The organism is Candidatus Phytoplasma meliae (assembly GCF_016876135.2).
Map to the genome: position 1 here is coordinate 26,321 of NZ_JACAOD020000001.1, position 23,940 is coordinate 50,260.

At 29.2% G+C, this 23,940-nt stretch carries 33 protein-coding genes and 2 tRNA genes; all 35 read left to right on the forward strand.

Features of this window, described 5'->3' with window-relative positions:
- Window positions 1–19 precede the first annotated feature (19 nt).
- Window positions 20–574 (forward strand): 50S ribosomal protein L6, encoded by a 555-nt coding sequence (gene rplF / locus CHTY_RS00175; RefSeq protein WP_203551930.1) that lies wholly within the window; start codon window positions 20–22, stop codon window positions 572–574.
- Window positions 575–584: 10 nt separating this feature from the next.
- Window positions 585–938, forward strand: a complete 354-nt coding sequence (gene rplR / locus CHTY_RS00180; protein ID WP_203551931.1) for a 50S ribosomal protein L18 — start codon at window positions 585–587, stop codon at window positions 936–938.
- A 13-nt stretch (window positions 939–951) separates the two neighbouring features.
- A complete protein-coding gene (rpsE, locus tag CHTY_RS00185; RefSeq protein WP_203551932.1) occupies window positions 952–1,467 on the forward strand; it encodes a 30S ribosomal protein S5 in 516 nt (171 codons plus the stop codon).
- Complete coding sequence (rpmD, locus tag CHTY_RS00190) at window positions 1,464–1,661, forward strand: 50S ribosomal protein L30 (protein ID WP_203551933.1); 198 nt, start codon at window positions 1,464–1,466, stop codon at window positions 1,659–1,661. The genes rpsE and rpmD overlap by 4 nt, the downstream gene beginning before the upstream one ends.
- Window positions 1,661–2,098, forward strand: a complete 438-nt coding sequence (gene rplO / locus CHTY_RS00195; protein ID WP_203551934.1) for a 50S ribosomal protein L15 — start codon at window positions 1,661–1,663, stop codon at window positions 2,096–2,098. Before rpmD ends, rplO begins: the two co-directional genes overlap by 1 nt.
- 1 nt (window position 2,099) lies before the next feature.
- Entirely contained in the window at window positions 2,100–3,359 is a 1,260-nt protein-coding gene (gene secY, locus CHTY_RS00200) for a preprotein translocase subunit SecY (protein WP_203551935.1), read from the forward strand.
- Window positions 3,360–3,378: 19 nt separating this feature from the next.
- On the forward strand, window positions 3,379–4,029 hold the full coding sequence (locus CHTY_RS00205) for an adenylate kinase (protein ID WP_203551936.1): 651 nt from the start codon (window positions 3,379–3,381) through the stop codon (window positions 4,027–4,029).
- Window positions 4,029–4,772, forward strand: coding sequence for a type I methionyl aminopeptidase (gene map, locus CHTY_RS00210; protein ID WP_203551937.1), 744 nt, complete (start codon window positions 4,029–4,031; stop codon window positions 4,770–4,772). Before CHTY_RS00205 ends, map begins: the two co-directional genes overlap by 1 nt.
- 39 nt (window positions 4,773–4,811) lie before the next feature.
- The gene (gene infA / locus CHTY_RS00215; RefSeq protein WP_203551938.1) at window positions 4,812–5,030 is read left to right on the forward strand and encodes a translation initiation factor IF-1; all 219 of its coding nucleotides are present in this window, start codon (window positions 4,812–4,814) and stop codon (window positions 5,028–5,030) included.
- An 11-nt stretch (window positions 5,031–5,041) separates the two neighbouring features.
- The gene (gene rpmJ / locus CHTY_RS00220) at window positions 5,042–5,158 is read left to right on the forward strand and encodes a 50S ribosomal protein L36 (protein WP_203551939.1); all 117 of its coding nucleotides are present in this window, start codon (window positions 5,042–5,044) and stop codon (window positions 5,156–5,158) included.
- Window positions 5,159–5,175: 17 nt separating this feature from the next.
- Complete coding sequence (gene rpsM, locus CHTY_RS00225; protein WP_203551940.1) at window positions 5,176–5,541, forward strand: 30S ribosomal protein S13; 366 nt, start codon at window positions 5,176–5,178, stop codon at window positions 5,539–5,541.
- Between the two features lie 15 nt (window positions 5,542–5,556).
- Window positions 5,557–5,943 (forward strand): 30S ribosomal protein S11, encoded by a 387-nt coding sequence (rpsK, locus tag CHTY_RS00230; RefSeq protein WP_203551941.1) that lies wholly within the window; start codon window positions 5,557–5,559, stop codon window positions 5,941–5,943.
- 32 nt (window positions 5,944–5,975) lie between these two features.
- Complete coding sequence (locus CHTY_RS00235) at window positions 5,976–6,968, forward strand: DNA-directed RNA polymerase subunit alpha (protein WP_203551942.1); 993 nt, start codon at window positions 5,976–5,978, stop codon at window positions 6,966–6,968.
- A gap of 21 nt (window positions 6,969–6,989) precedes the next feature.
- Window positions 6,990–7,346 carry a 50S ribosomal protein L17 gene (gene rplQ / locus CHTY_RS00240; protein ID WP_203551943.1) on the forward strand — a complete coding sequence of 119 codons (357 nt, stop codon included), beginning with the start codon at window positions 6,990–6,992 and terminating at the stop codon, window positions 7,344–7,346.
- Window positions 7,347–7,485: 139 nt separating this feature from the next.
- Window positions 7,486–8,217, forward strand: coding sequence for a tRNA pseudouridine(38-40) synthase TruA (gene truA, locus CHTY_RS00245; protein WP_203551944.1), 732 nt, complete (start codon window positions 7,486–7,488; stop codon window positions 8,215–8,217).
- 27 nt (window positions 8,218–8,244) lie between these two features.
- On the forward strand, window positions 8,245–8,877 hold the full coding sequence (gene tmk / locus CHTY_RS00250) for a dTMP kinase (protein ID WP_203551945.1): 633 nt from the start codon (window positions 8,245–8,247) through the stop codon (window positions 8,875–8,877).
- On the forward strand, window positions 8,856–9,839 hold the full coding sequence (locus CHTY_RS00255) for a DNA polymerase III subunit delta' (protein WP_203551946.1): 984 nt from the start codon (window positions 8,856–8,858) through the stop codon (window positions 9,837–9,839). The genes tmk and CHTY_RS00255 overlap by 22 nt, the downstream gene beginning before the upstream one ends.
- Window positions 9,840–9,901: 62 nt before the next feature.
- Window positions 9,902–10,747, forward strand: a complete 846-nt coding sequence (gene rsmI / locus CHTY_RS00260; protein WP_203551947.1) for a 16S rRNA (cytidine(1402)-2'-O)-methyltransferase — start codon at window positions 9,902–9,904, stop codon at window positions 10,745–10,747.
- A 49-nt stretch (window positions 10,748–10,796) separates the two neighbouring features.
- On the forward strand, window positions 10,797–12,362 hold the full coding sequence (gene metG, locus CHTY_RS00265) for a methionine--tRNA ligase (RefSeq protein ID WP_203551948.1): 1,566 nt from the start codon (window positions 10,797–10,799) through the stop codon (window positions 12,360–12,362).
- A gap of 185 nt (window positions 12,363–12,547) precedes the next feature.
- Window positions 12,548–12,871, forward strand: a complete 324-nt coding sequence (gene trxA / locus CHTY_RS00270) for a thioredoxin (RefSeq protein WP_203551949.1) — start codon at window positions 12,548–12,550, stop codon at window positions 12,869–12,871.
- Between the two features lie 32 nt (window positions 12,872–12,903).
- Complete coding sequence (gene truB, locus CHTY_RS00275; RefSeq protein ID WP_203552023.1) at window positions 12,904–13,755, forward strand: tRNA pseudouridine(55) synthase TruB; 852 nt, start codon at window positions 12,904–12,906, stop codon at window positions 13,753–13,755.
- Window positions 13,756–13,838: 83 nt separating this feature from the next.
- Window positions 13,839–14,576 carry a pseudouridine synthase gene (locus CHTY_RS00280; RefSeq protein ID WP_203551950.1) on the forward strand — a complete coding sequence of 246 codons (738 nt, stop codon included), beginning with the start codon at window positions 13,839–13,841 and terminating at the stop codon, window positions 14,574–14,576.
- Between the two features lie 40 nt (window positions 14,577–14,616).
- Window positions 14,617–15,300, forward strand: a complete 684-nt coding sequence (gene cmk / locus CHTY_RS00285) for a (d)CMP kinase (protein WP_203551951.1) — start codon at window positions 14,617–14,619, stop codon at window positions 15,298–15,300.
- Entirely contained in the window at window positions 15,290–16,639 is a 1,350-nt protein-coding gene (der, locus tag CHTY_RS00290) for a ribosome biogenesis GTPase Der (protein WP_203551952.1), read from the forward strand. Before cmk ends, der begins: the two co-directional genes overlap by 11 nt.
- 134 nt (window positions 16,640–16,773) lie before the next feature.
- The gene (locus tag CHTY_RS00295; RefSeq protein ID WP_203551953.1) at window positions 16,774–17,763 is read left to right on the forward strand and encodes an NAD(P)H-dependent glycerol-3-phosphate dehydrogenase; all 990 of its coding nucleotides are present in this window, start codon (window positions 16,774–16,776) and stop codon (window positions 17,761–17,763) included.
- Window positions 17,764–17,869: 106 nt separating this feature from the next.
- Window positions 17,870–18,154, forward strand: a complete 285-nt coding sequence (locus tag CHTY_RS00300; protein WP_203551954.1) for an HU family DNA-binding protein — start codon at window positions 17,870–17,872, stop codon at window positions 18,152–18,154.
- Between the two features lie 148 nt (window positions 18,155–18,302).
- Complete coding sequence (locus CHTY_RS00305; protein ID WP_308705361.1) at window positions 18,303–18,497, forward strand: hypothetical protein; 195 nt, start codon at window positions 18,303–18,305, stop codon at window positions 18,495–18,497.
- Between the two features lie 82 nt (window positions 18,498–18,579).
- A complete protein-coding gene (locus CHTY_RS00310) occupies window positions 18,580–19,548 on the forward strand; it encodes a hypothetical protein (RefSeq protein WP_203551955.1) in 969 nt (322 codons plus the stop codon).
- A 79-nt stretch (window positions 19,549–19,627) separates the two neighbouring features.
- Window positions 19,628–19,777, forward strand: a complete 150-nt coding sequence (gene rpmG, locus CHTY_RS00315) for a 50S ribosomal protein L33 (protein ID WP_203551956.1) — start codon at window positions 19,628–19,630, stop codon at window positions 19,775–19,777.
- Window positions 19,778–19,897: 120 nt separating this feature from the next.
- Complete coding sequence (locus CHTY_RS00320) at window positions 19,898–21,166, forward strand: aminopeptidase P family protein (protein ID WP_203551957.1); 1,269 nt, start codon at window positions 19,898–19,900, stop codon at window positions 21,164–21,166.
- A gap of 13 nt (window positions 21,167–21,179) precedes the next feature.
- Window positions 21,180–21,253: transfer RNA gene (locus CHTY_RS00325), tRNA-Cys, on the forward strand.
- A 94-nt stretch (window positions 21,254–21,347) separates the two neighbouring features.
- Window positions 21,348–21,439: transfer RNA gene (locus CHTY_RS00330), tRNA-Ser, on the forward strand.
- A gap of 291 nt (window positions 21,440–21,730) precedes the next feature.
- A complete protein-coding gene (gene proS / locus CHTY_RS00335) occupies window positions 21,731–23,155 on the forward strand; it encodes a proline--tRNA ligase (protein ID WP_203551958.1) in 1,425 nt (474 codons plus the stop codon).
- A 146-nt stretch (window positions 23,156–23,301) separates the two neighbouring features.
- A complete protein-coding gene (gene rpmH / locus CHTY_RS00340; protein ID WP_203551959.1) occupies window positions 23,302–23,436 on the forward strand; it encodes a 50S ribosomal protein L34 in 135 nt (44 codons plus the stop codon).
- 150 nt (window positions 23,437–23,586) lie between these two features.
- Window positions 23,587–23,934 (forward strand): ribonuclease P protein component, encoded by a 348-nt coding sequence (rnpA, locus tag CHTY_RS00345; protein ID WP_203551960.1) that lies wholly within the window; start codon window positions 23,587–23,589, stop codon window positions 23,932–23,934.
- The last annotated feature ends 6 nt before the right edge of the window (window positions 23,935–23,940 follow it).

Genomic DNA, 23,940 nt, shown 5'->3' on the forward strand with positions numbered 1-23,940 from the left:
CAATTAAAGGAGAAAATTTATGTCTCGCGTAGGAAATAAAGTAATTGCAATCCCTGATGCGGTTACAATGGACATTCAAGATAATAATCTTATCTCAGTAAAAGGTCCAAAAGGTCAATTATCATACCAATTTAATCGTAGATTAAAAATTACTAATGAAAATCAAGTTGTTACAGTTGCTCGTCCTAATGATGATATTTTTATGAAAAAAATTCATGGTACTACCAGAGCTTTATTAGCCAACATGGTGGAAGGCGTAAGTAAAGGTTTTCAAAAAACTTTAAAAATTATTGGGTTAGCTTATCGTGCTCAAATTAAAGATAAACAACTTATTTTATCTTTAGGTTTCTCTCATACTGTCAGTGTTACTATTCCTGATAATCTTGAAGTTGCCGTTAATCAAAATACAGAAATCGTGATCAAAGGCATTGATAAACAACTTGTTGGTGAATTCGCTGCTAAAAACGTAAAATTACGTAAACCAGAACCTTATAAAGGCAAAGGAATCCGTTATGTGGGGCAATATGTTCGTCAAAAAGCAGGTAAAAGTGCTAAAAAAACCAGAAAGGACTAACAATTAAGTTATGATAACTAAACAATCTTCAAATGTGTTACGTAAAAAACGTCATTTGCGTCTACGAAAAATTGTTATAGGAAGCCAACAACGACCGCGTTTAAATATTTTTAGATCGAATAAATTTATTTATGTTCAATTAATTGATGACCATGCGCAAAACACTTTATGTAGTGTCCACAGTAAAGAAACTAGTATTTCTGGTGCTAATATTAAAGCGGCTCAAGCAGTTGGCACTTTGATCGCTAAAAAAGCTTTAGCCCAAGGCATTAAGAATATTGTTTTTGATCGCTCTGGCTATTTGTATCATGGCAAAATCAAGGCTTTAGCTGAAGCTTGTCGTCATTCTGGACTAGAGTTTTAAAGGAGAGAACTAGATGAAAACAATAAAAAAAGAATTTGTTAAAAAGACGTCTCTTTTTGAGGAAAAAGTCGTTAAAATTAATCGTATTACTAAAGTAGTTAAAGGTGGGCGCCGTTTTCGTTTCTCTGTTTTAGTTGCTGTCGGCGATAAAAAAGGTCAAATTGGATTTGCCACTGCTAAAGCCCAAGAGATTGTTGACGCTATTAAAAAAGCTTCGGCTAAAGCTAAAAAACATTTAATGCATATTCCTCTTGTAGGTACTACTATTCCTCATGATACTATTGGTCGTTTTGGAGCTTCGAAATTTTTTTTAAAACCCGCTTCTAAAGGAACTGGTATTGTTGCCGGGGGAACAGCTGCTAGAGCTATTTTAGAACTAGTCGGTATTCATGATGTCTTAACTAAAACTTTTGGCTCACGCACTTCTATTAATGTGTTAAGAGCTGTAATGGATGGATTACAAAGTTTAAGAACTAAAGAAGAAGTGGCTAAATTAAGAGGAATTACTTTAGCCAAAAAAGAACGATGAAACTAAAAATTACTTTAATTAAAAGTTTAATTACTTGTCGTGATAATCAAATCAAAACAGCTTATGCTTTAGGTTTGAAAAAAATCAATAGTCAAGTAATAAAAGATGATACTCCAGCCATCAATGGAATGCTTAAAACCATTAGTCATCTTATTTCAGTTCAAAAAATTTTGAATACTAAGGAGGAAGCATAATGTTGCATACCATCAAACCTGTTAAAGCGGCACGTAAAACAACTAAACGTTTAGGTCGTGGTCCTGGTAGTGGCACTGGTAAAACTTCGGGTAAAGGGCATAAAGGTCAATTAGCTCGTTCTGGTAAAACTCTTCGACCCGGTTTTGAAGGCGGTCAAATCCCTTTTTTTCAAAGAATTCCAAAAAGAGGCTTTCATAATCCTTTTCACAAAAAATATGCTCTTTTGAATTTAAAAACTTTGCAAAACTTTGAAGAAGACACTTTGGTTACTCCTCAATTATTGGTAAATCAAAAAATCATTAAAGATCCATTATGTGGTATTAAAGTTCTTGCGCAAGGAATTTTAACTAAAAGATTGGTTGTTCAAGCTTCTAAATTTTCTAGTAAAGCTAAAGCAGCTATTTTAGCAGTTGGTGGAAAAATAGAGGTTATTTAAAATGAAAGGGAAATTAAAATTAATTTTAGGTAACCCTAAAGTTATTTTTCAAATCTTATTTACTTTATTTATTCTTTTTCTTTTTAAAGTAGGTGGTGATATCGATTTACCTTTAATTCCTAAAGGAATTGACGTCCTACGTCTCCCTTGGATGCCATTTAGCAAAACTCCACTTTGGAAACTCTTTGGATTAGGCATTTATCCTTATATTACTGCTTCGATTGTAGTGCAGTTTTTACAAAAACTTTTACCCCTTTGTCGCGAATGGAAAGAACAAGGACAAATGGGCAAACGTAAGCTTAATCTGCTAACTCGTGTTTTAGCTATGTTGTTTGTTTTCGGACAAACTTTTAGTTATTTAAATGCGTATAATCGTAGCTTAAATGCGTATAATCGTAGCTTTTCGATTGTGCTACCACCCATTTCTACCCTTCATTGCTTTTTAATTGCTTTAATGGCAGCTGCTGGGTGCGCCCTTTTAATTTGGTTTTCAGATTTAATTAATTCTAAAGGAGTTGGTAACGGAACTTCCATTTTAATTATGGCATCTATGAGTGGTAATTTGATCGACTCTTTAAAAGAAATGCATCAAAAGTATTTAGTCGATTACAACATTGAAAAGCTTCTTATATTCGCTGGTGTCTTATCTATTTTACTTGTATTTTTAATTTTAACTGTTGTTGTACAAACAACTTCTTTAAAAATACCAGTTCATTATGCCCGCAATCAAGCTCACACACGAGGAAAAAGCTATATTCCTTTCAAAATTAATACTGCTGGAGTAATGCCTTTAATTTTGACATCAGCTTTATTACAACCTTTTCAATTTTTAGCACAAGTGATTGGAAATGAATCGTTTAAATATTTGGTAAATTACTTTAATACTCCTAAAATTATTAATTTTGCTTTTGCCCTTCAGATTGTGTTAATTGTTGTATTTTCCTTTTTTTCCGCTTTTATGAATGTTAATCCTGAAGATATTTCAGAACATTTATCAAAACAAGATGCTTATCTTGCGGGTTTAAGACCTGGAGAACAAACAACTAATTATCTTTCTTCTCTTTTGTTTAAAATTACTACTCTAGGAACTATTTTTTTTGTTTCCCTTGTTACTATCCCTTATCTTATGGATACATTTTTAGGATTGAAACAAATGAAATTAGGAGGAACTAGTTTACTAATTATCGTTAGTGTTGCAATCGAAACTATTCAACGTATTATGGCTACTGCTAATAAAAAAGAATATGCAAAATTATTGTAATAAGGTAGGCAAAAGAACCATGATATTAATATTATTAGGGCCTCCCGGAATTGGAAAAGGGACCCAAGCTGCTGTTTTATCAGATGCTTTAAAACTTCATCATGTTGCTACAGGTGATATTTTTCGTAAGAATTTTAAAGAAAAAACTCAATTAGGAGTATCAAGTAAAAGCTTTATTTCGCAAGGACTTTTAGTTCCTGATGATATCACTAATCAAATGATTGCCAATTATTTATCAACTACACCCCTGTCTAAAGATTTTTTATTAGATGGTTTTCCAAGAAATGTGTTTCAAGCGCGTTTTTTAGACCGTTTTTTTCAAGAATCACATTTACTTTTAACTAAAGTTATTTATTTTAATGCTGGCACTCAAGATTTGATGAATAGAATCATTGGTCGTAGAATATGTCCTTTGTGTGGTAAAGTTTATCACTTAAACAATATCCCTCCTCAAGTTCCAGGAGTTTGTGATAAAGATCAAAAAGCATTAATTCAAAGAACAGATGATAAACCAGAAACTTTTTTAAAACGTTTAAAAGTCTTTAATCAAGAAACTTTGCCTTTAGTTGAATATTATCGACAAAAAAATCAACTTTTTGAAGTTGATGGGATGCAAAACATTGATCAGGTAACTCAAATGATTTTAAAAGTTTTGGAAATTAAAAAATAATGATTACCATTAAAAAACCTCATGAAATTATGTTAATGCGCCAAGCAGGCAATCTTTTACAACAAGCTCATAAAATGCTTGCTTCTTTAATTGTTCCGGGTATAACTACTCATAAAATTAATTTATTAGTGCAAGAATTTTATCAACAAAATAGCGTTACTTCTGCTTTTAAAGGTTATCATGGTTTCCCTCAGTATGTTTGTACTTCTGTTAATGAAGTGGTAGTCCACGGCATCCCCTCTCCCAATCTTTTGTTAAAGTCAGGAGATATTGTGACAGTAGACTTAGGGATTAGCTATCAAGGTTATTATGCTGATTGTGCTTATACTTATGCTGTTGGCTCCATCGCTTCTCAAGTGCAACAACTTATTACTTTGACTCAAGCAGCTTTATTACAAAGTCTTGTGCAAATTAAACCGAATAATCATTTTTCTGACATTTCCCATGCTATCCAAACATTTGCCAAGCAACATCATTTAGGGATTGTTAAAGATTTTACAGGACATGGCATCGGTAAAGCTTTGCACGAAGAACCTTACATTCCTAATTTCGGTGAACCACATCAAGGACCTATTCTTCAAGAAGGGATGACCTTTTGCGTGGAACCGATGTTAACATTAGGGAGTCCAGAAGTCCAAGTTTTAGCTGATAATTGGACTGTTGTCACTATTGATAAAAGCTTGAGCGCTCATTTTGAACATACAATCTTAGTTACTGCTACAGGATATGAAATTTTAGCTTAATGTTCAAAAATAAATTAACAAATTAAAGGAATTCTTTAAATGTCAAAAACCAATATTATTGAAATGGAAGCTATTATTGTTAAAGTTTTGCCTAATGCTAAATTTATAGTAGAACTTCCCAATAAAAAAACGATCACCGCTTATGTTTCTGGTAAAATACGTATCAACCATATACGTATTTTACCTGGTGCTAAAGTAAAAATTGAATTATCACCATATGATCCAACTATCGCTCGTATAACGTATCGTTTTAAGTAAGGAGAAAAAATATGAAAGTTAGAGCATCAGTTAAAAAACGTAGTGAAGACGATATTATTGTTCGTCGTAAAGGGCGTGTTTATGTTATTAATAAAAAAAATCGTCGACACAATCAAAGACAAGGATAAATTAAAAGGAGATCTTTATGGCGCGAATTGCAGGAATAGATATTCCCAATGACAAAAGAGTAGTAATTGCTTTGACTTACATTTATGGTTTAGGTAATAAATTATCTCAAAAAATTGTAACCGAATTAAATATTGATCAAAATATTAGAGTTAAAAATTTAACAGAACAGCAATTATCGGCTTTACGTAGCGAAATTACTAAGTATAATGTTGAAGGAGATCTTCGACGTGAAGTTACTTTAAATATTAAGCGTTTGATGGAAATTGGCGCTTATCGTGGATTGCGCCATCGTAGAGGATTGCCTGTAAGAGGCCAAAAAACAAGAAATAACGCTCATACTGTTAAAGGCAAGCCAAAAGCAATTGCTGGTAAGAAAAAATAACAAAGGAGAAAGGCAATGGCAAAAAAAAGAAATACCAAACGGAAAATTAAAAAAAATGTTCCTTTGGGAATTGCACACATCCACACAAACTATAATAACACTATTATAACGATTACAGATCTTCATGGTAATGCTATTACTTGGAGTAGTGCTGGAGCTTTAGGATTTAAAGGTAGTCGTAAATCAACACCTTTTGCTGCTCAATTAGCCGCAGAAGCAGTAGCAAAAGCAGCTATGGAACACGGAATGGTTAAGGTAGAAGCCTTTGTGACAGGACCTGGACCCGGGAGAGAAGCATCTATTCGTTCTTTGCAAGCATCAGGATTAGAAATAACTGCTATTAAAGATGTTACTGCAGTCCCTCATAATGGGTGTCGATCTCCAAAACTTCCTAGAGGATAAGCAAATTTTGTTTGAAATTTTAAGGAGCGATTATGAAAAATCTTAAATTTACGAAACCTTTTTATATTGAAGAAATTGATGAAAGTCTTTGTTTTGGTAAATTTATCATTCAACCTTTAACAAGTGGTTATGTTATTACTCTTGGCAACCCTTTAAGAAGAATTTTATTATCTTCTTTACCTGGAACCGCTATTGTTAATGTTAAGATTGAGGGAGTAGAACAAGAATTTACTACTATTCCTGGCGTTTATGAAGATGTCATGAGTATTATTTTAAATTTGAAAAAAATTGTTTTCAAAGTTGATGATGAATCTAATGATTTTGAAGAAAAATTAGTAATTTCTCTTTCAGGACCACAACGCGTTACAGCAGCAGCCTTTCAATTGCCTACAGGTGTTTATGTAGTGAACCCTGATCATCATATTGCCACTATTTCTTCTGATATTAACTTTCATATGACAGTTACCATTAAAAAAGGAATTGGTTACGTTAACGCTAAAGAAAATAAAATTCATAGTAAAAATCAAATAGGTGTTATCGCCATTGATTCTTTATTTACTCCAGTTGTCAATGTTGCTTATCAAGTAGAAAAAAAATTAGGCAATAAAGAGGCATTAATTATGGAAATAACTACTAATGGAGCTCTTTTAGCTAAAGAAGCGTTAGCAACAGCAGCTAAAATTTTAGTAGAGCATTTTAACCTCATAGTTGAATTAAGTCAAAAAGTACCTCAAGTAGAATTTATTACCGAGAATAAACCTGAAGCTCATAATTATGTGCTTGATTTGGAAATCGAACAATTAGATTTATCAGTTAGACTTTTTAATAGCTTGAAAAGAGCAGGCATTAATACAGTTGCTTCTTTAGTAAAATTAAGTGAAAAAGAAGTGATCAAACTGAAAAGTTTAGGTCGTAAATCATTTCAAGAATTAAAAGATAAGTTTTTAGAATATGGTTTAGAATTTAATGATTATTTAAAAGAAGCTTTGCATCACGGTTTTGATGAAGACAAAGATACAAATTAGAAAGGACGAATGTAGATTATTATGTCTTTTAGCAAATTAGGGCGCAATAAATCTCAAAGAAGAGCTTTATTAAGAACTTTAATGACTGATTTAATCATCCAAGAACAAATTATTACAACTGAATCCAAAGCAAAAGAATTACAAAAATTAGCTGATAAAATGGTTACCTTAGCCAAAAAAGGAACTCTTCACACAAGACGTCAAGCCGTAAGACATCTTTTTGATGAAAAAATTAACGAAGAAACTACTGTTTTACAAAAATTATTTCAAAAAATCGCTTCTCAATATGTTAATTGTCAAGGTGGATATACTAGGGTTATTAAAACAGTTCCTCGTCGTGGCGATGGAGCACCTATGGCAATTATTGCTTTTGTTTGATTTTTTATTTCTTGACTTAACTTTATCTTATCTATTTTTTTAATAATGGCTTTCTTAAATACTAAGAAAGCTTTTTTATAGTTTATGAGCGAATTAAATGTGATTTAAAAACTTAGAATTCCTTAATAAGGAGGCCTTTTTGCAGTATTTTTGCTATAAGTTAATTTTAAGTTATGATGGTACTTGTTATTGTGGCTATCAAAAACAACCTCAAGTTACTACCATTCAACAAACATTAGAAAATGCTTTAAAATTAATGACTCACCAAAATATTGATACTTTTGCAGCTAGTAGAACTGATAAAGGGGTTCATGCTCGGGGACAAATTGTTCATTTTAAAACCCCTTTTTTTATTGAACCTAAACGTTTTAAAAACACACTTAATCATCTTTTACCACAAGATATTAGAGTCAAAAACATGCAAACTATATCTTCTACCTTTCATGCTCGTTATTTGGCAAAATCTAAAGTTTATCAATATTTTTTTTCTAAACAACCGCTTAATGCTTTTAATTATCGTTTTCAAGTTTTTATCCCCGATCTTGATTTTGATAAAATTAAATTACCCCTTCATTTAATCCAAGGGCAACATGATTTTACTTCTTTTACTAACGAAAAACAATCTAAAAACTTTTATAAAACGATTTTTCATACTTTTATGAAAGAAACCGCACAACAATATATTTTGTTTTTTCATGGTGATGGTTTTTTAAAGTATATGGTTCGTTTTTTAGTAGGGAGTTTGATTGAAATTGGTAAAAATAGGATGTCTTTAGACTTTTTCCAAGCTATGTTATTGCGACAAACTCATATTAAAGCAACTTTGTTGGCACCTGCTAAAGGGTTGTTTTTAAAAAAAATCTTTTATTAAAATAAAAAAGGAGAGTGGATAATTGTTATGTTTATTTCTTTTGAAGGCGGCGAGGCTTCAGGAAAAACTACTTTAGCACGTATGTTGACTCAAAAATTAACCCAACAAGGTTATCAGGTTGTTTTAACTAAAGAACCTGGAGGTTATGCTCCCTTGAGTTTTATTAGGGAAACACTTTTAAACCCTAAAATGCCAAAAGTTTCTTATGAAACAGAAGCCTTGTTGTATGCTGCTGACCGCATAGAACATTTATCTCATGTTATGATACCTGCTTTTGAAAAGAAAAACATTGTTATTTGTGATCGTTATTTAGATTCTTCTTTTGTTTATCAAGGATATGCCAGACAATTAAGTCATCAATATATTGCTCAAATTAATCGTTTTGCTTTACAATATTTACCTCATCTTACCTTTTATCTTGATTTAGAACCTATAATAGCTAAGAAAAGATTAGTTCGTTTTCGTGGAGTGAATCTTCAAAATCGTCTTGATTTAGAAAGTTTGTTATTTCATCAAAAAATTCGTCAAGGGTATTTAAAAAGAGCTTTAGAAGAGTCTAAACGCATTATTACTGTTAACGCTTCTGGTTCTTTAGAAAAAGTTTTTGCTATCATTTATCAAAAAGTGAAATATTTATTATGCAATTCCAAGCTTTGTTAAATCAATTTTTAAAAATTATTAAAAATAACAAACTTTCACATCTTTATTTAATTGCCGGTTCCTCTTTAGAACAAAGAAAGAATTTTGTTTTAGAATTATCTTATCAAATTTTTCAATTGCGCGCAGATCATCAATCTCATGTTTTTGATAAACAAACCTTACTAGATCTATCCTATCCTAATTTTTATTACTTAAGCAAAGATAATCATTCTTTGAAAAAAGAACAAATTTTTCAATTTCAAAAAATATTTAATCAAACATCTTTATTTGGGAAACAACGAATTTATGTTATTGAAGCAATTGATAAAATTTCCTCTTCAGCGGCTAATAGTTTATTGCATTTTTTAGAAAATACTCCTCCCAATATTGTTGGTTTTTTATTGGCTGATAATTTAGAACAAGTGCTATCTACTATTGTTTCGCGTTGTCAAACCATAAGTATTAATCATTTTGATCAATCACATATAAAACCATCTGTTGTGAATCGCCAAGAGGATCTCTTTGATGTATTACTACTTGCTTTATTAAATCAAAATTATTCACAACCAAATGTATTAAGTACCAGCGATTATTATCATGATTTTAAACATTTTTTGTTATATTTTTTAAAAAAATGGCAACAATCTACTTCTTTAGTAACATCTTGCGCCTCCTTCCTCTTTCCTTCCTCTTTAAATCAAGATTTTACTCGTTTTTTGAATGATTTTTGGTTAGTTTTATTAAGATGGTTTTTGGATTTATTGCATGAAAAAATTCAACTATCAGTTTATTTCATCCAACAACCTGTTTTAAAAAAAAACTTTCAAAACTTAACTTTGCAAGATAATATTAAGATATTAACAATGATTCAAAAATATTATCAAAAGAATATTTTAGTTAATCCTCAAAATCTTTTTTTTGGTTTTTTAATGGAATTAGATGAACAAAGAAATATTGAGACTAATTTCTATATAAATAATTAACATTTAAATATCACCACTTCCATATTTCACTTTTCAAACTTAATTTTAAATAAGGTAAAAACATGTTATTTCATCAAAAAAGTTTTTTTAATAACAAGACAACTTTATATTTAGTGGCAACTCCAATAGGAAATTTAGCAGATATTACCTTAAGAGCCTTAACAACCTTAAAAGAAGTTTTTTTAATTTTAGCAGAAGATACTAGAACAGCTAAAAAACTTTTGCAGTTTTATCAAATTGAAAAACCATTGCTTTCTTATTATGAGTATAATCAAAAAAAAAGGTTACCTCGAATTTTAGAATTGTTATCGCAAGGAAAATCTTTGGCTTTGGTTAGCGATGCAGGTACTCCTTTAATTAGTGATCCTGGTTTTTCTTTAGTTCAAATAGTGCAACAACATGGTTTTAATGTTGTAGCCATTCCTGGAGTATCTGCTTTTTTAACTGCTTTTGTAACAGCTAATCTTTCTACTCCCTTTATCTTTTTATCTTTTTTATCTCGATTTACTCAAACTATAAAAAAAGAATTATTGAAATATCAATATGCCCCTGAAACTCTTATTATTTATGAATCCCCTCATAGAATTCAAAAAACTTTGTTGTTAATTTATCAACTTTATGGCAATAGAAAAGTTTCTTTAGCTCGTGAATTAACTAAAAAATTTGAAACCATTATTAATGGCGATCTTGCTTCTCTTTTAAAAGAACCTTTAATAATTAAAGGTGAATATGTTCTTTTAGTGGAAGGTAATCAAAATCCTTGTCAACATTTGCTTTTATTAAGTGTTACTGAACATGTTTTGTTTTATTTAAAATTAGGTTTTAATCAAAAAGATGCTTTGCTTAAAGTTGCTCAAGATAGAAAGACTACAAAAAAAGAAATTTATCGTCAATATCACAATAATTAAATAGTTTGCAACGCTATTTATGTTTATATCAAGGAGGCTTATAAACTTTATGAAACCTCAACTTAAATTTTATCTTACTACATCAATTGCTTATGCTTCAGGTATTCCTCATATTGGTAATGTATATGAAATTATTTTAGCTGATGCGATTGCTCGATTTCAACGTTTAGATGGTTATGATGTTTTGTTTCAAACAGGAACTGATGAACATGGGCAAAAAATTGCAAAAAAAGCCTTGCAACAAGGAATTAAACCGCAAGAATATGTTAATCATGTTTCTTCAGAGATTAAAAGAATTTATGATTTAATGCAAATTAGTTATGATCAATTTGTGAAAACTACTGATCAATCACATCAAAAAGCAGTTCAAGCTATTTTTGAGAAATTATATCAAAAAGGTGATATTTATTTAGGTAAATATCAAGGTTTATATTCGGTCGTAGAAGAAGCTTATGTTTTGGAAAAAGAATTAATTGATGGAAAAACTTTGAATGGTGAAACTCCAGTTTTAATTAGTGAAGAAACGTATTTTTTTAAACTTTCTAAATATCAAGATCGTCTTTTACAATATTTAAAAAATAATCCTGCTTTAATTAAACCTCAAAATCAAAGAAAAGAACTTTTAAATTTATTAAAAGAACCGTTAAACGACTTATCTATTTCAAGAACTTCTTTTCAATGGGGTATTCATGTTACTTTTAATCCTAAACATGTTATTTATGTTTGGATTGATGCTTTAAGTAATTATTTAACAGGTTTAAAATACAATCCTCATTTATCTTCTAATCAATCACTATTGCAATATTGGCCTTGTGACCTTCATATTATTGGGAAAGATATTTTAAGATTTCATTTAATTTATTGGCCTATTTTATTGATGGCTCTTGAGATGGAATTGCCAAAACAATTTTTAGCTCATCCTTGGGTTTTATTTGATAAAAATAAAATGTCTAAATCTTTAGGAAATGTTTTATATGTAGATGATTTATTAAAAATTTTTCCAGTTGATTCGATTCGTTATTTTGTTTTACATGAGATTCCTTATGCTCAAGATGGCAATATTACTTATGAATTGTTAGTAGAAAGACATAATAATGATTTAGTTAATGTGGTTGGTAATTTAGTTCATAGAATTTTTGGAATGGTAAAAAGTTATCGTCAAAATTATTTGAATAAAATTTTAATTAATCCTAGTGAAAATGATGATTTTGATTTATCATCAAAAGTTTTATTAATTCTTCCTTTAGTGCGTCAAAAAATGGCAGAATGTAAGGTTGGCGATGCTTTAGCAGAAATTATGCAATTAGCTCGTTTTATTAATAAATATATTGATTTAGTTGAGCCTTGGAAATTATTTAGAATTGCTGAAAAAGCTTCTCTTTTGGATTATGTTTTATATTCTTTGTTTGAAAGTTTAAGGTTTTTAGGTGTTTTATTAAAACCTTTTTTGCCTCAAACAGCTGATAAAATTTTGTTTCAAATTAGGGCGCAAGTTGTTACTTTTGAAAGTTTAAGTACTTTTGGTTTGCTTGATGCCCAAGAATTGATGCAAGATGAAATTTTATTTCAACGTTTAGATTTAGATACTGTTTTATCTTCCTTCAATGTTGTTTAATTAAATTATATTTTTTTGTATTTTGTTTTGGTGAAATTGTTATGAAAATCTTTGCTTTTTCTAAAGTAAAACTATAATTTTATTTTGTTGATTAATAATTACCAATCAACATCTAAATTATTAATTAATTTATTATTTTTTTCAGTTATAATAAATTGTAGTATATAAAAAAAGGAGTTTATAAAATGCCAATAAATCAAGTTATTAATTATCAAGGAGAAAATTTCAAGGAATTACTTCATCAAAAAGAATTAGTCCTTGTTGACTTTTTTGCTACTTGGTGCCCTCCGTGTCAAAAGTTAGCTCCTATTTTAGAAGAAGTGGCGGTTTTACAAAAAGAAGTTCTTTTCGTGAAAGTAGACATTGACGCTTATAGGCAATTAACATTAGAACATCAAATTTCTAGCTTCCCTACTTTAATTTTATATAAAAATAAAAAAGAATTATTAAGACAAGTGGGCTCTTTAGACAAAAAATCGTTATTAGATCTTTTAAACACTCATCAATAATGGTTTTTGCTTCGAATCCCGCTCTTAGTCAAATGAATGGTGTTTTTTTGGTTCATAAAGACATCAATTTGACTTCGCATGATGTAGTTTGGCGTATTAAAAAAAAATTTCAAGTTAATAAAGCAGGACACACAGGAACTTTAGATCCTTTGGCTTCTGGTCTTTTAATTGTTTGTGTTGGTAAAGCCACTAAATTAACTTTTTTGTTTGATAAACTTTGTAAAACTTATCAAGGAACTTTTCTTTTTAATCGCAAATATGATACTTTAGATGTTACAGGTAAGTTGATTGATGAAAAAAATGTTGTTATTGATGAAAATTTACTCAAAACATCTTTTAAAGCTTTTCATCAACAAACATATGATCAAATTCCTCCGATGTTTTCAGCTATTAAAGTTAATGGTCAAAAAATGTATCATTTAGCACGGCAAAATAAAACCATTGCGCTTCCTCTCAAAAAAGTGATTATTCATCATTTAGAAGCTACATCGCCTCTTTGTCATAATCAAATATCTTTTTTAACACGCGTTTCTAAAGGGACTTATATTCGCAGTTTAGCTCAAGATATAGCTTCAAAAATGGATACTTATGGAGCTCTTTCGTCTTTACAACGGGTTGCTATTGGATCTTATTTATTAAAAAATGCTAAGACTTTGGAACAGTTAACAGTAAATGATTGTATTCCAGACACTTCTTTATTTAAAAATTATGATCAAATAGTTTTAAATGATTATTTGATTAAATTAGTTAAAAATGGTGTTTATTTAGATAAAAGACAACGTATTACAGAAAAACCTTTTATAGTAAAAGATAGCAACAATAACTTTATTGCTTATTATGATGTTTTGGACAAAAATAAATATTATCCGCGTTATTTGTTTTAATTTTTGATTGCTAGTTGCAATAATTGTTAAATTAGTTTAAGTGTTTGTTTTGCGCAAACAAAAGAAGGTTTTAGGTATTTTTTATGGAGAGATTACAAAAAGTTTTAGCTGCAGCAGGCGTTGCTTCAAGAAGAAAAGCAGAAGCTTTAATTTTGCAAAAAAGAGTCAAAGTTAATAATCAAATAGTGGACCAGTTAGGTGCTAAAGTATTTTCTTCCGATGTTATTACTTTAGACAATACTCCTATTGTTAAAATTGCTTTTTTTTATTATTTACTTAATAAACCAATGGGTTATCTTTCCACAGCTAAAGATAATAAAAAAAGATTAACTGTTTTAGATTTGTTAGCAGAAGCTAAAAACCAAAGATTATATCCTGTAGGTCGTTTAGATTTTAACACTACAGGTTTACTTTTAATTACTAATGATGGTGATTTGACTCAAAAGTTAACCCATCCTTGTTTTGCTGTTCCTAAAGAATATCATGTTAAAATTAATGTTTTTTTAACTAAAAAAGATCTTTTGGTTTTTAAAAAAGGGATTCTGATTGATAATAATTATTTAGCCACTGTTCAAGAGGTATGTCTTTTGAAAAACTGTCGTCTTCCGAAACCATCAACTTGGTTAAAAATAGTTATTACTGAAGGGAAAAATCGACAAATTCGTAAAATGATAGCATCTTTAGGGTATCAAGTTTTAAAGTTAAAACGTTATCGTTATGCTTTTTTAACTATTGACGGGTTAACAATGGGTGCCTATCGCCCTTTAAAGGTTCACGAAATTAAGAAATTAAAAGTTTTAACTAATCAAGTTTCCAAATAACCTTGGAAAAGATTGATTATATAAGGAGTAAGTGTTTGATATGCAAAGTTTTAAATTAGCAATTGATGGTCCTGCAGGAGCTGGTAAAAGCACTATTAGTCAAAAATTATCTTATAAATTAGGTTGGGATCATATTGATACAGGGGCTATGTTTCGTGCTTTGACTTTGTATTTGTTAGAAAATAAAATTTCATTGAAAAATGAAAAATTATTGCAACAAGCTTTGTTAAAAATGGATATTTCTTATTGTGATAATAAAATTTTTTTAAATCAAGAAGATGTTTCTTTAAAAATTAAAACCTTAGATGTTGAAAAAAAAGTATCTTCCATAGCTTCTATTCCTGCGGTTAGAAATAAATTATTGGTGTTGCAAAAAGAAATTTGTGCTAAAACTCCTTATTTAATTATGGATGGCAGAGACATAGGAACTGTTATTATTCCTGATGCGAATTTAAAAATTTTTCTAACTGCCAATATTACTAAAAGAGCTTTAAGAAAACAAGAAGAAGCCCTGAAAAAAGGTAAAATTATGGAAATACAAGATATTATTGAACAATTAAAAGAGCGCGACCATCAAGATTACCATCGTCACTTATCTCCTTTGATAAGGGCCAACGATGCTGTTTTATTAGATACTACTGAATTATCGGTTAATGAAGTAGTTTTAAAAATAACTTCTTTGATTAAAAAAAGAAGCCTTCAAGAAGCCCCTTATGTCTTTTAAAATAGCTATTTTAGGGCGTCCTAATGTTGGTAAATCTAGTCTTTTTAATCGTTTTGTTGGCAAAAGACAAGCTATTACTCATCACAAATCAGGTATTACTCGTGATCGTATTTATGCTCAAGCAACATGGTTAACACAAACATTTGATGTTATTGATACCGGTGGGATTGAAATTAAAGATATTCCTTTTTTAGAGCAAATCAAACAACAAGCTCAATTAGCTTTAGATGAAGCAAATGCTATTCTTTTTGTAGTTGATGGACGAACCGGTTTAACCCAAAGTGATCATTTTTTAGCTAAAATTTTGTATAAAAGTCAAAAACCTGTGTTTGTAGTTGTTAATAAAATTGATAATCAAACTTTATTATCTAATATTTATGAATTTTATGCTTTGGGTTTTGGTTCTCCCTTTCCTGTTAGTGCTCATCATGGAATTGGTATTGGCGACCTTTTAGATCATATTGTTGGGCATTGCCGCAAAAACCCCCCTTTGATCTCTTTAAGTGAACAAACTTCTATATCAACTACACTAAAAAGTACATTTGATAATGTTATTAAGTTTTGTGTTATTGGGAGACCTAATGTTGGTAAATCAACTCTTACTAATACTATTTTAACTTCTCAAAGAATGGTAGTTTCTGATTTGGCAGGAACTACTACTGATTCTGTGGATACTTTTTTTGAAAATGAAGGGCAAAAATATCAAATTATTGATACTGCAGGAATTAAAAAAAGAGGTAAAATATATGAACAAGAAGATAAATATAGTGTTTTAAGAGCTTTAGGCTCTTTAGCTAATTCCGATATTGCTTGCTTAATTATTGATGCTCAGGCAGGTATTTTAGAACAAGATAAAAATATTGCTGGTTTTATTTTAAAACATCACAAAGCATGTTTAATTGTTGTCAATAAGTGGGATTTAATTGCCAAAGACACTAATACGATGAAACATTTTGAACAACAGATTAGACAAGAATTTCAGTTTTTATCATATGCTCCTATTGTTTTTTTATCAGCTTTAAAAGCTAATCGGGTACAGCAAATATTTATGAATTTAAAATTAGTGTTTCACAATTATCAAAGTATTTTTAGCACTAATCAATTAAATAATATTTTGCAAGAAGCTGTTTTAATTACTCCTCCAACTTTTTTTAATCAAGGCAAAGCTAAGTTTCAATATATTGTACAAACCAAAAGTAAGGCTCCTGAGTTTTTATGTTTTGTGAATAATCCTAAATATATTCATTTTTCTTATGAAAGGTTTTTGAAAAATCAATTTCGTCAAAGTCTTAATTTAATAGGAACCCCTCTTAAACTACTTTTTCATAAAAAAAAATAATTTAACTTTTGCTCCTCTTTTCATTTTGGTTATTTATGTCCCTTTATCTTTGGTTATTTTAGTTATTAGCTCATTTATATTTTTTGTTTACTAATTATCCATGTTTTTATTTTCAAGAAAGGTTTTTGGACATTATGAAAATTACTATTATTGGAAGCGGTGCTTGGGGTGCTACCTTAGCTCAAGTGCTAACTGATAATTGTCATCAAGTTTTAGTTTATGATCTTAATTGTCGTTATATCGATAAAATAAATCAAGGGGAACACCCTCTTTTTAACGTTTCTTTGAAAAATATTAAAGCTGTTTCTAATCTTTCAGAAGCATTATTATATTCTGATTTATTGGTTCTTGCTGTTCCTATTAAAGTAATGCGACAAGTGTTGCAAGAAGCAGCTTTATTAATTAAAACTCCTAAAGCTTTTGTTAATGTGTCAAAAGGAATCGAACCACTTACTTTTTTACGTGTTTCGCAAATTGTAACCCAAGTTATTCCTGCTCCTTTACTTAAAAATTATGCTTCTTTAATGGGTCCTTCGCATGCCGAAGAAGTTATTTTAAGAAAATTAACCTTTTTGACAGCATCTTCGCGCGATCCCTCTTTTGCTGCCGATATTCAAAAAATTTTTTCCAATTCGCAATATTTAAAAATTTATACTTCTGTGGATTTGGTGGGCAATGAAATTTGTAGTTCTTTTAAAAACGTGTTAGCGTTGATTAACGGTATTTTAGTTGCTAAAAAGTTTGGCATCAATTCTCAAGCAGCTTTGATGAGTCGTGGGATTTTAGAAATGTCGCGTTTAGTTGCTTTTTATCGCGGTAATCCTCAAACAGTTTTGGGGTTGCCTGGTTTAGGTGATTTAATTGTTACTGCTTTTAGTTCCTATTCGAGAAATTTTACTGCTGGTATTAAAATTGGTTCAGGTAAAACTTATCAACAGATTATGGATGATTCTTCTCAAATTATTGAAGGTTTTCAAAGTTTACAAGCTTTTTATCAGTTACAATTACAACATCATTTAAATTTACCTCTTATTCAATCAGCACATGCCTTGATTTTTGAAAATAAAGCTTTTGAAGTTATTTTGGATGAATTGATGCAAAGACCTTTTAAAAATGATTGTTAAAAATATTTAAAATTGATTAGTATTTGAAAAAATTATTTGTTTTTGTTTGTAAAATATTTTTGATGTTATAATAAGTATGTAATTTAAAAGAAAGGAAGTAAAAAAAATGAGTAAGTTAGAATTTTTAAAAAAATTAGCTGAAAAAAATGGTATTAGTCAAAAAGACGCTGACAAATTACTTACTAGTTTTGTTGACGTAATTGCAGAAAGTATGCAATCTCTTGAAGAAGAAGAAAAAATTACTTTAACTGGTTTTGGCACTTTCGAAGTGAAGCAAAGAAATGCGTACCAAGGGAAAAATCCTAGAACCGGCAAACCTATTGATATTCCAGCTAAAAAAGTTCCTGTTTTTAAATTTAGCAAAAGTTTTAAAGATATTTTTATTTCTTAAAAAAATTATCGTTAGTTTTTGTGAGTATTTTTGTAATAAAAAAACAAACTTTTCTTAGTTTGTTTTTTTTATTATATTTTTTTATTCTTGATCTTTTTGTTTTTTTGGTCAAGAAATTCGTTCTAAAAGAAAGTAGGTATTGCCGATAGTGAAAACTTTCCCTAAAACTAATTTAATAGGACAAAGAGCAAGAGTTGAAAATGAAAAAGAAATAGCAGTTATTACTCGCATTGATTTTCAAAGAGGTTTTATTTATTTATTATTTAAAAGAATGCGTGAAGAAAAATATCCTTTTCCTCAAGCTTTAGAAGACAACTTGATTAAACCTATTATTAAACATTAAGAAAAATCTTAAATTTTTCCTAAATGAAAATTTAATACCGATTATTTGTAAAAATAATTTTTTAAATATCAAAGGTCGTGATATGAAAATTAAACCACAAATTAAACAAAAAATTAAAAAGATAATATCTATTCGTAATTATTTTAAAAACACTAACGTTGTTTCCTTTTTTTTAATGTTAGCTATTTTTGTTATGATTTTTGCTTTTGTTGTTGATTATGACAATGCTCGTAAGAACAACAAATCATATTGGGATAATAAATACCAAACTCCTGAATATGTGCGCGAAGGAATTTTAGATTATGGCACTAGTTGGTATCCTAATCACAATACTTTGATCAAAATGGTTTTTTATTTCACTTATCAAAGTAATTTATTTGTTTTATTGGTTTATATTTTATTTTTCACTAAATATCGTTATCAAAAGTGGTATCATTATTTGGTTTTTGCTTGTTTAATTAGTATTTTAATGACAGGGTTAATTTTTCATATTGTTATTAATCAATTTCAACAATTAACTACATTTCAATTCAAACTTTCTTATTTTCTTTCACATTTACTACATACTTTAACCCCTTTAACTTTTGTTTATTTTTATTTTAAAGTTAATATCTTTGCTATTTCTTATCGCAAAATATGGATTGCTTGGGTTCATCCTTTTCTTTATATGTTGTTTTTTAGTTTATTTGGTTATTTTGCTATTAAACCATATTTATGTCATTTTAAAAAAGATCAACCTATTGTTAATTCTCCAGCAGATGCTAAAATCGATCCTTTTAAACATTTCCCTTATTGGTTTTTTTCCCCTTTTTACCCTGATCAAGAATTTGAAAATCAAAAAAAAGCTAAATTAAATAAAGCTCAAAATCCAACTGAATCAAGCAAACACAAAGAAAGAAAAAAGCAATATCTTTTTCGTTATGGCGGATATGAACGTGTTTTTGTTATTTTTATTGTGCTTTTTGTACCAATTTTTTTAATGACATTTATCCTTTTGTATATGAAAAGAAGAATGGTGGGTACCAAATATCATTTTAAATTACAACAATAATAATAATTTTTTGATTTTGAATATAAATTTTTGATATAATAAGTTTATATTGATTTAATAGTTAGGAGAATAATCAAAGATGCGTGATTTAGTAAAATTGGTTTGTACAGATTGTAAAAGAGAAAATTATCATACTGATAAAAATAAAAAAAGAACCCTTGGGCGTTTAGAATTGAAAAAATATTGTCCTTTTACAAGAACACATACTTTACATCGAGAAAAAAAATAATTTTTTTGATTTTTATTATTTGTTAAAAAAGTTTCATTGATGTTTGTTTTTTCGATATTGCAGCTATAAAACACTTATGTTTGCAATAACATCAGATGTAAAAAAAGGATTCATGGTTTTATGTTTTTACAAAATCGAAATAATTTTATTAATGAAATGCAACCTAATACCTTAGCTTTATTTTATTCTGGTAAAAAAATTATTAAAAGTGCTGATCAATACTTTCCTTTTGCAGTTAATCATAATTTTTATTATTTAACAGGAATTAATCAGGACAATGTCATTTTATTGATTATTAAAACTTTACATAGTCATAAAACTTATTTATTTTTAGAAGCAAGTAATTCTTATAAAACGTTATGGGATGGCGATGTTTTAAGTTTTGCTGATGCTTCGCAAATATCGCAAATTAATATATCTCATCTTCATCAAATAGAATCTTTTTCTTCCTTTTTGTTGCAAACAATTAATCCTTTGAGAAGTGCTGTTGTTGCTTCTTTAGATAGTATTTATTTTGATTTATCAAGACAAAATAGTTCTTTGGAGCAAGAAGCTAGTTGGGCTTCGCGATATTCACAAAAATTATTATCTTTGTATCCTTTTTTAAAAATTTATAATAGTTCTCCTTTGTTATCTTCTTTGCGCCAAAGTAAAAGTAATTACGAGCAAGAACAAATTAAGATGGCTATTGATATTCACCAACAAGCCTTAAGTTATTTATTACCAAAAATTAAACTACCTATGTATGAATATCAAGTAACTGCCTTATTTCATTATTTTTTGGAAAACAAACACACTAATAATGCTTTTCAAACGATTGCCGCTTCTGGCAAGAATGCCTTAATTTTACATTATGATCGCAATCATTCACAATTGCAATCTAATGATCTTTTATTGTTGGATTCAGGAGTTACTTATAATCATTATTCATCTGATATTACGCGTTGTTATCCTGTTAGTGGTTTTTTTACTTCTTTGCAAAAAAAACTTTATAGTTTAGTGTTAAAAGCCAATAAAGAACTGATTGCTTTTGTAAAACCAGAATATACTTTTACCCAATTAAATCAATATGGTAAAGCTATTTTAACTCAAGGTTTAAAAGAGTTATCTCTTTTAGAAGATGGTCAAAGCATTGATCAGTATTGTTATCACGGGTTGGCTCATCATTTAGGTTTAGATGTTCATGATGTGTGTAACTATTCTAATATTATTGGAGAAAATAGTGTTATTACTATTGAACCAGGATTGTATTTGAAAAAATTCAATATTGGCATTAGGATTGAAGATGATCTTTTGGTCACCAAAGACGGGGCTATTAATTTATCTCAAAAAATTCCTAAAGAAATTCACGAAATTGAAGCTCTTATGAAAACTGCTTGCAATAATTAATTTTTTATTTTTTGGCCCTGTAGCCAAGTGGTAAGGCATGGCTCTGCAAAAGCTTGATCAACGGTTCAAATCCGTTCGGGGCCTCCACTTTCTTTTTTATTTTGTTGGATTTTATTTTTATTTCCTTTAATGTTTATTTGATTTTTATCCTTAAAATATTTTAAAAAACTTGTATATTGAAGGAGTAGTACTCAAGCGGCTATAAGAGGCGTCCCTGCTAAGGACGTAGTCCGAGAAATCGGTGCAAGGGTTCGAATCCCTTCTGCTCCGCCATTTTTTATGTATTTCATTTGGATTAAAATATTTTTTGCATGAAAAAAAATAATATCTTGAAAATACTTGTTTCGTTAGTTTAAAAAAATAAATATTTCAATAAAATTATCTTTTTAGTTGGATTTTGTTTAAATATTTATTTTTGAATTACATTCTTTTAGTTATTAATCCTTTTTGTTTTCGCCCACATTCGCCTACATTTAACTAATAGTTGAAATTCCAAACTGAAAATTTTATATTTAATTTTAAAAATAGTTATTTTTTCAATAACTATATAAAGGTCATCTTAAAATGAAAACAATAAAACGGGTTACAAAAGTTACCTCACGCTTATCTGATTTCGGAAAGTGGTATACAGATATTTGCCTAAAAGTTGAATTAATAGCATATTCAGACATTAAAGGATTTATAATTTATCTTCCTTATGGTTATTCTTTGTGGGAAAATATTCAAAAATATGTGAATAATGAGTTACAAAAAACAGGGCATCAAAATGTTTATTTCCCTTTAGTTTTTTCGGAAAATCTTTTTCAAAAAGAAAAAGAACATATTGAGGGCTTTTCCCCTGAAGTAGCCATTGTTACCACTACTGGCCACAAAGAATTATCTGAAAAATTAGTTATTAGACCAACATCAGAAGTTTTATTTTCTCAATATTATGCTAAAATTGTTAATTCTTATCGTGATTTACCCAAGTTATATAATCAATGGTGTAATGTTTTAAGATGGGAAAAAAGCACTAAACCTTTTTTGCGTGGTAAAGAATTTTTATGGCAGGAAGGCCATACCATTCATGCCACCAAACAAGAAGCTATCCAACAGACCTTAAATATTATTCAACTGTATCAAAAATTAGGTAAAGAACTTTTAGCCATCCCTTTTGTTTGCGGTCGAAAAACCGAAAGTGAAAAATTTGCTGGGGCTTTAATTACTTATTCTATTGAAGCTTTAATGTATGATGGTCAAGCTTTACAATCAGGAACTTCACATTATTTAGGAACTAATTTCGCTAAACCTTTTCAAATTCAATTCCAAGATCGAGATCACCAAAATAAATACGTGCATCAAACATCTTGGGGTATTTCAACTCGTTTAATAGGTGCTTTAATTATGGTTCATAGCGATGATGAAGGTTTAGTATTGCCTCCTTATATTGCTCCGATACAAATTGTTATTATTCCTTTGCATCCCCAAGAAGAATTGGTACAACAAACTGCCCATCAAATATTTAACTTATTAAAACAAGATTATCGCGTTCATTTGGATTTGCAAAAAAAAACTCCTGGTTGGAAATTCAGTCAGTATGAACTCAAAGGAGTTCCTTTGAGAATTGAAATTGGTAAACGTGATTTAATGAAAGAAGAAATCACTCTTTTTCAAAGATATAATTTTGATAAACGTAATATTAAAATTTCCACTTTGAAAGAAGAAATTCCTCAATTACTACAAACAATTCATGATAATATGTATCAAAAAGCCTTGCAACATTTAGAAGCTAATCGTCATCAAGCATCTACTTATGAAGAATTTAAAACATATCTTCAAAAAGGAGGTTATGTGGCGATGAGTATTGCAGGAACTGAAGCTGAAATGCGCATTAAAGCGGAAACTGGAGCTATTGCAAGAGTTATTTTAGAAACTCCCTTAATTACTACTAATTGTCCGGTAACACATCAAAAAGCCTTGCAAACTGTTTTATTTGCTAGAGCTTATTAAAAATCTAATTATTATGTTTTTAGGTTTTTTTATGGATGCATGATAATTATATTTATTTCTTGTAAATAATATTTTTGGATATTGACATTTAACAATAAAAAAGTTATAATTATAAAAGTGTGTTTAAATAGAAGAGAGGTTTTTTTATGAAACGAACATATCAACCTAGTAAAATTAAAAGAAAAAGAACTCATGGTTTTCGAGCAAGAATGGCAACTGCTGGCGGTTGCAAAGTGCTTGCGCGCAGAAGAGCCAAAGGCCGTGTTCAATTAACTGTTTAAATGTTAAGAATAAATCAAATTAACCATTAAGACATGTTTTTTTGGCACCTTTTGATTTATCTTTTTTAAGCAAAAAGACTGTAAATATTTTTGCTTGCTTGCTTGAATTATAAACATAGAAGTTGAAGAGTTTTAGGGTTATTTAAAAAGATGAAAAGAAAATATATTCTTAAAAAAGAAAGCGAAGTTACATCTGTTTTTAAATCTAAAAAAAGACGTGGTAATTTTTGTTTTATTATTCATTATGTTTTGCAAAAAACTACTTCTCATTTTAAGTTTGCTTTGAGTGTTGGTAAAAAATATGGCAAAGCTTATCAAAGAAATTTAATCAAAAGGCGTTTCCGATCAATTATTACTAATTATTCTCTTCATTTGAATCCAGAAATGTTTTTTGTGATCGTTATTAAGCCTCAAGCTAAAGGTTTAAATTTTCAGCAATTAAAAAATTTATTTGCACAATTTGCTTTAAAAATTAACTTGCTGCTTCCTAATCATTAAAATAAA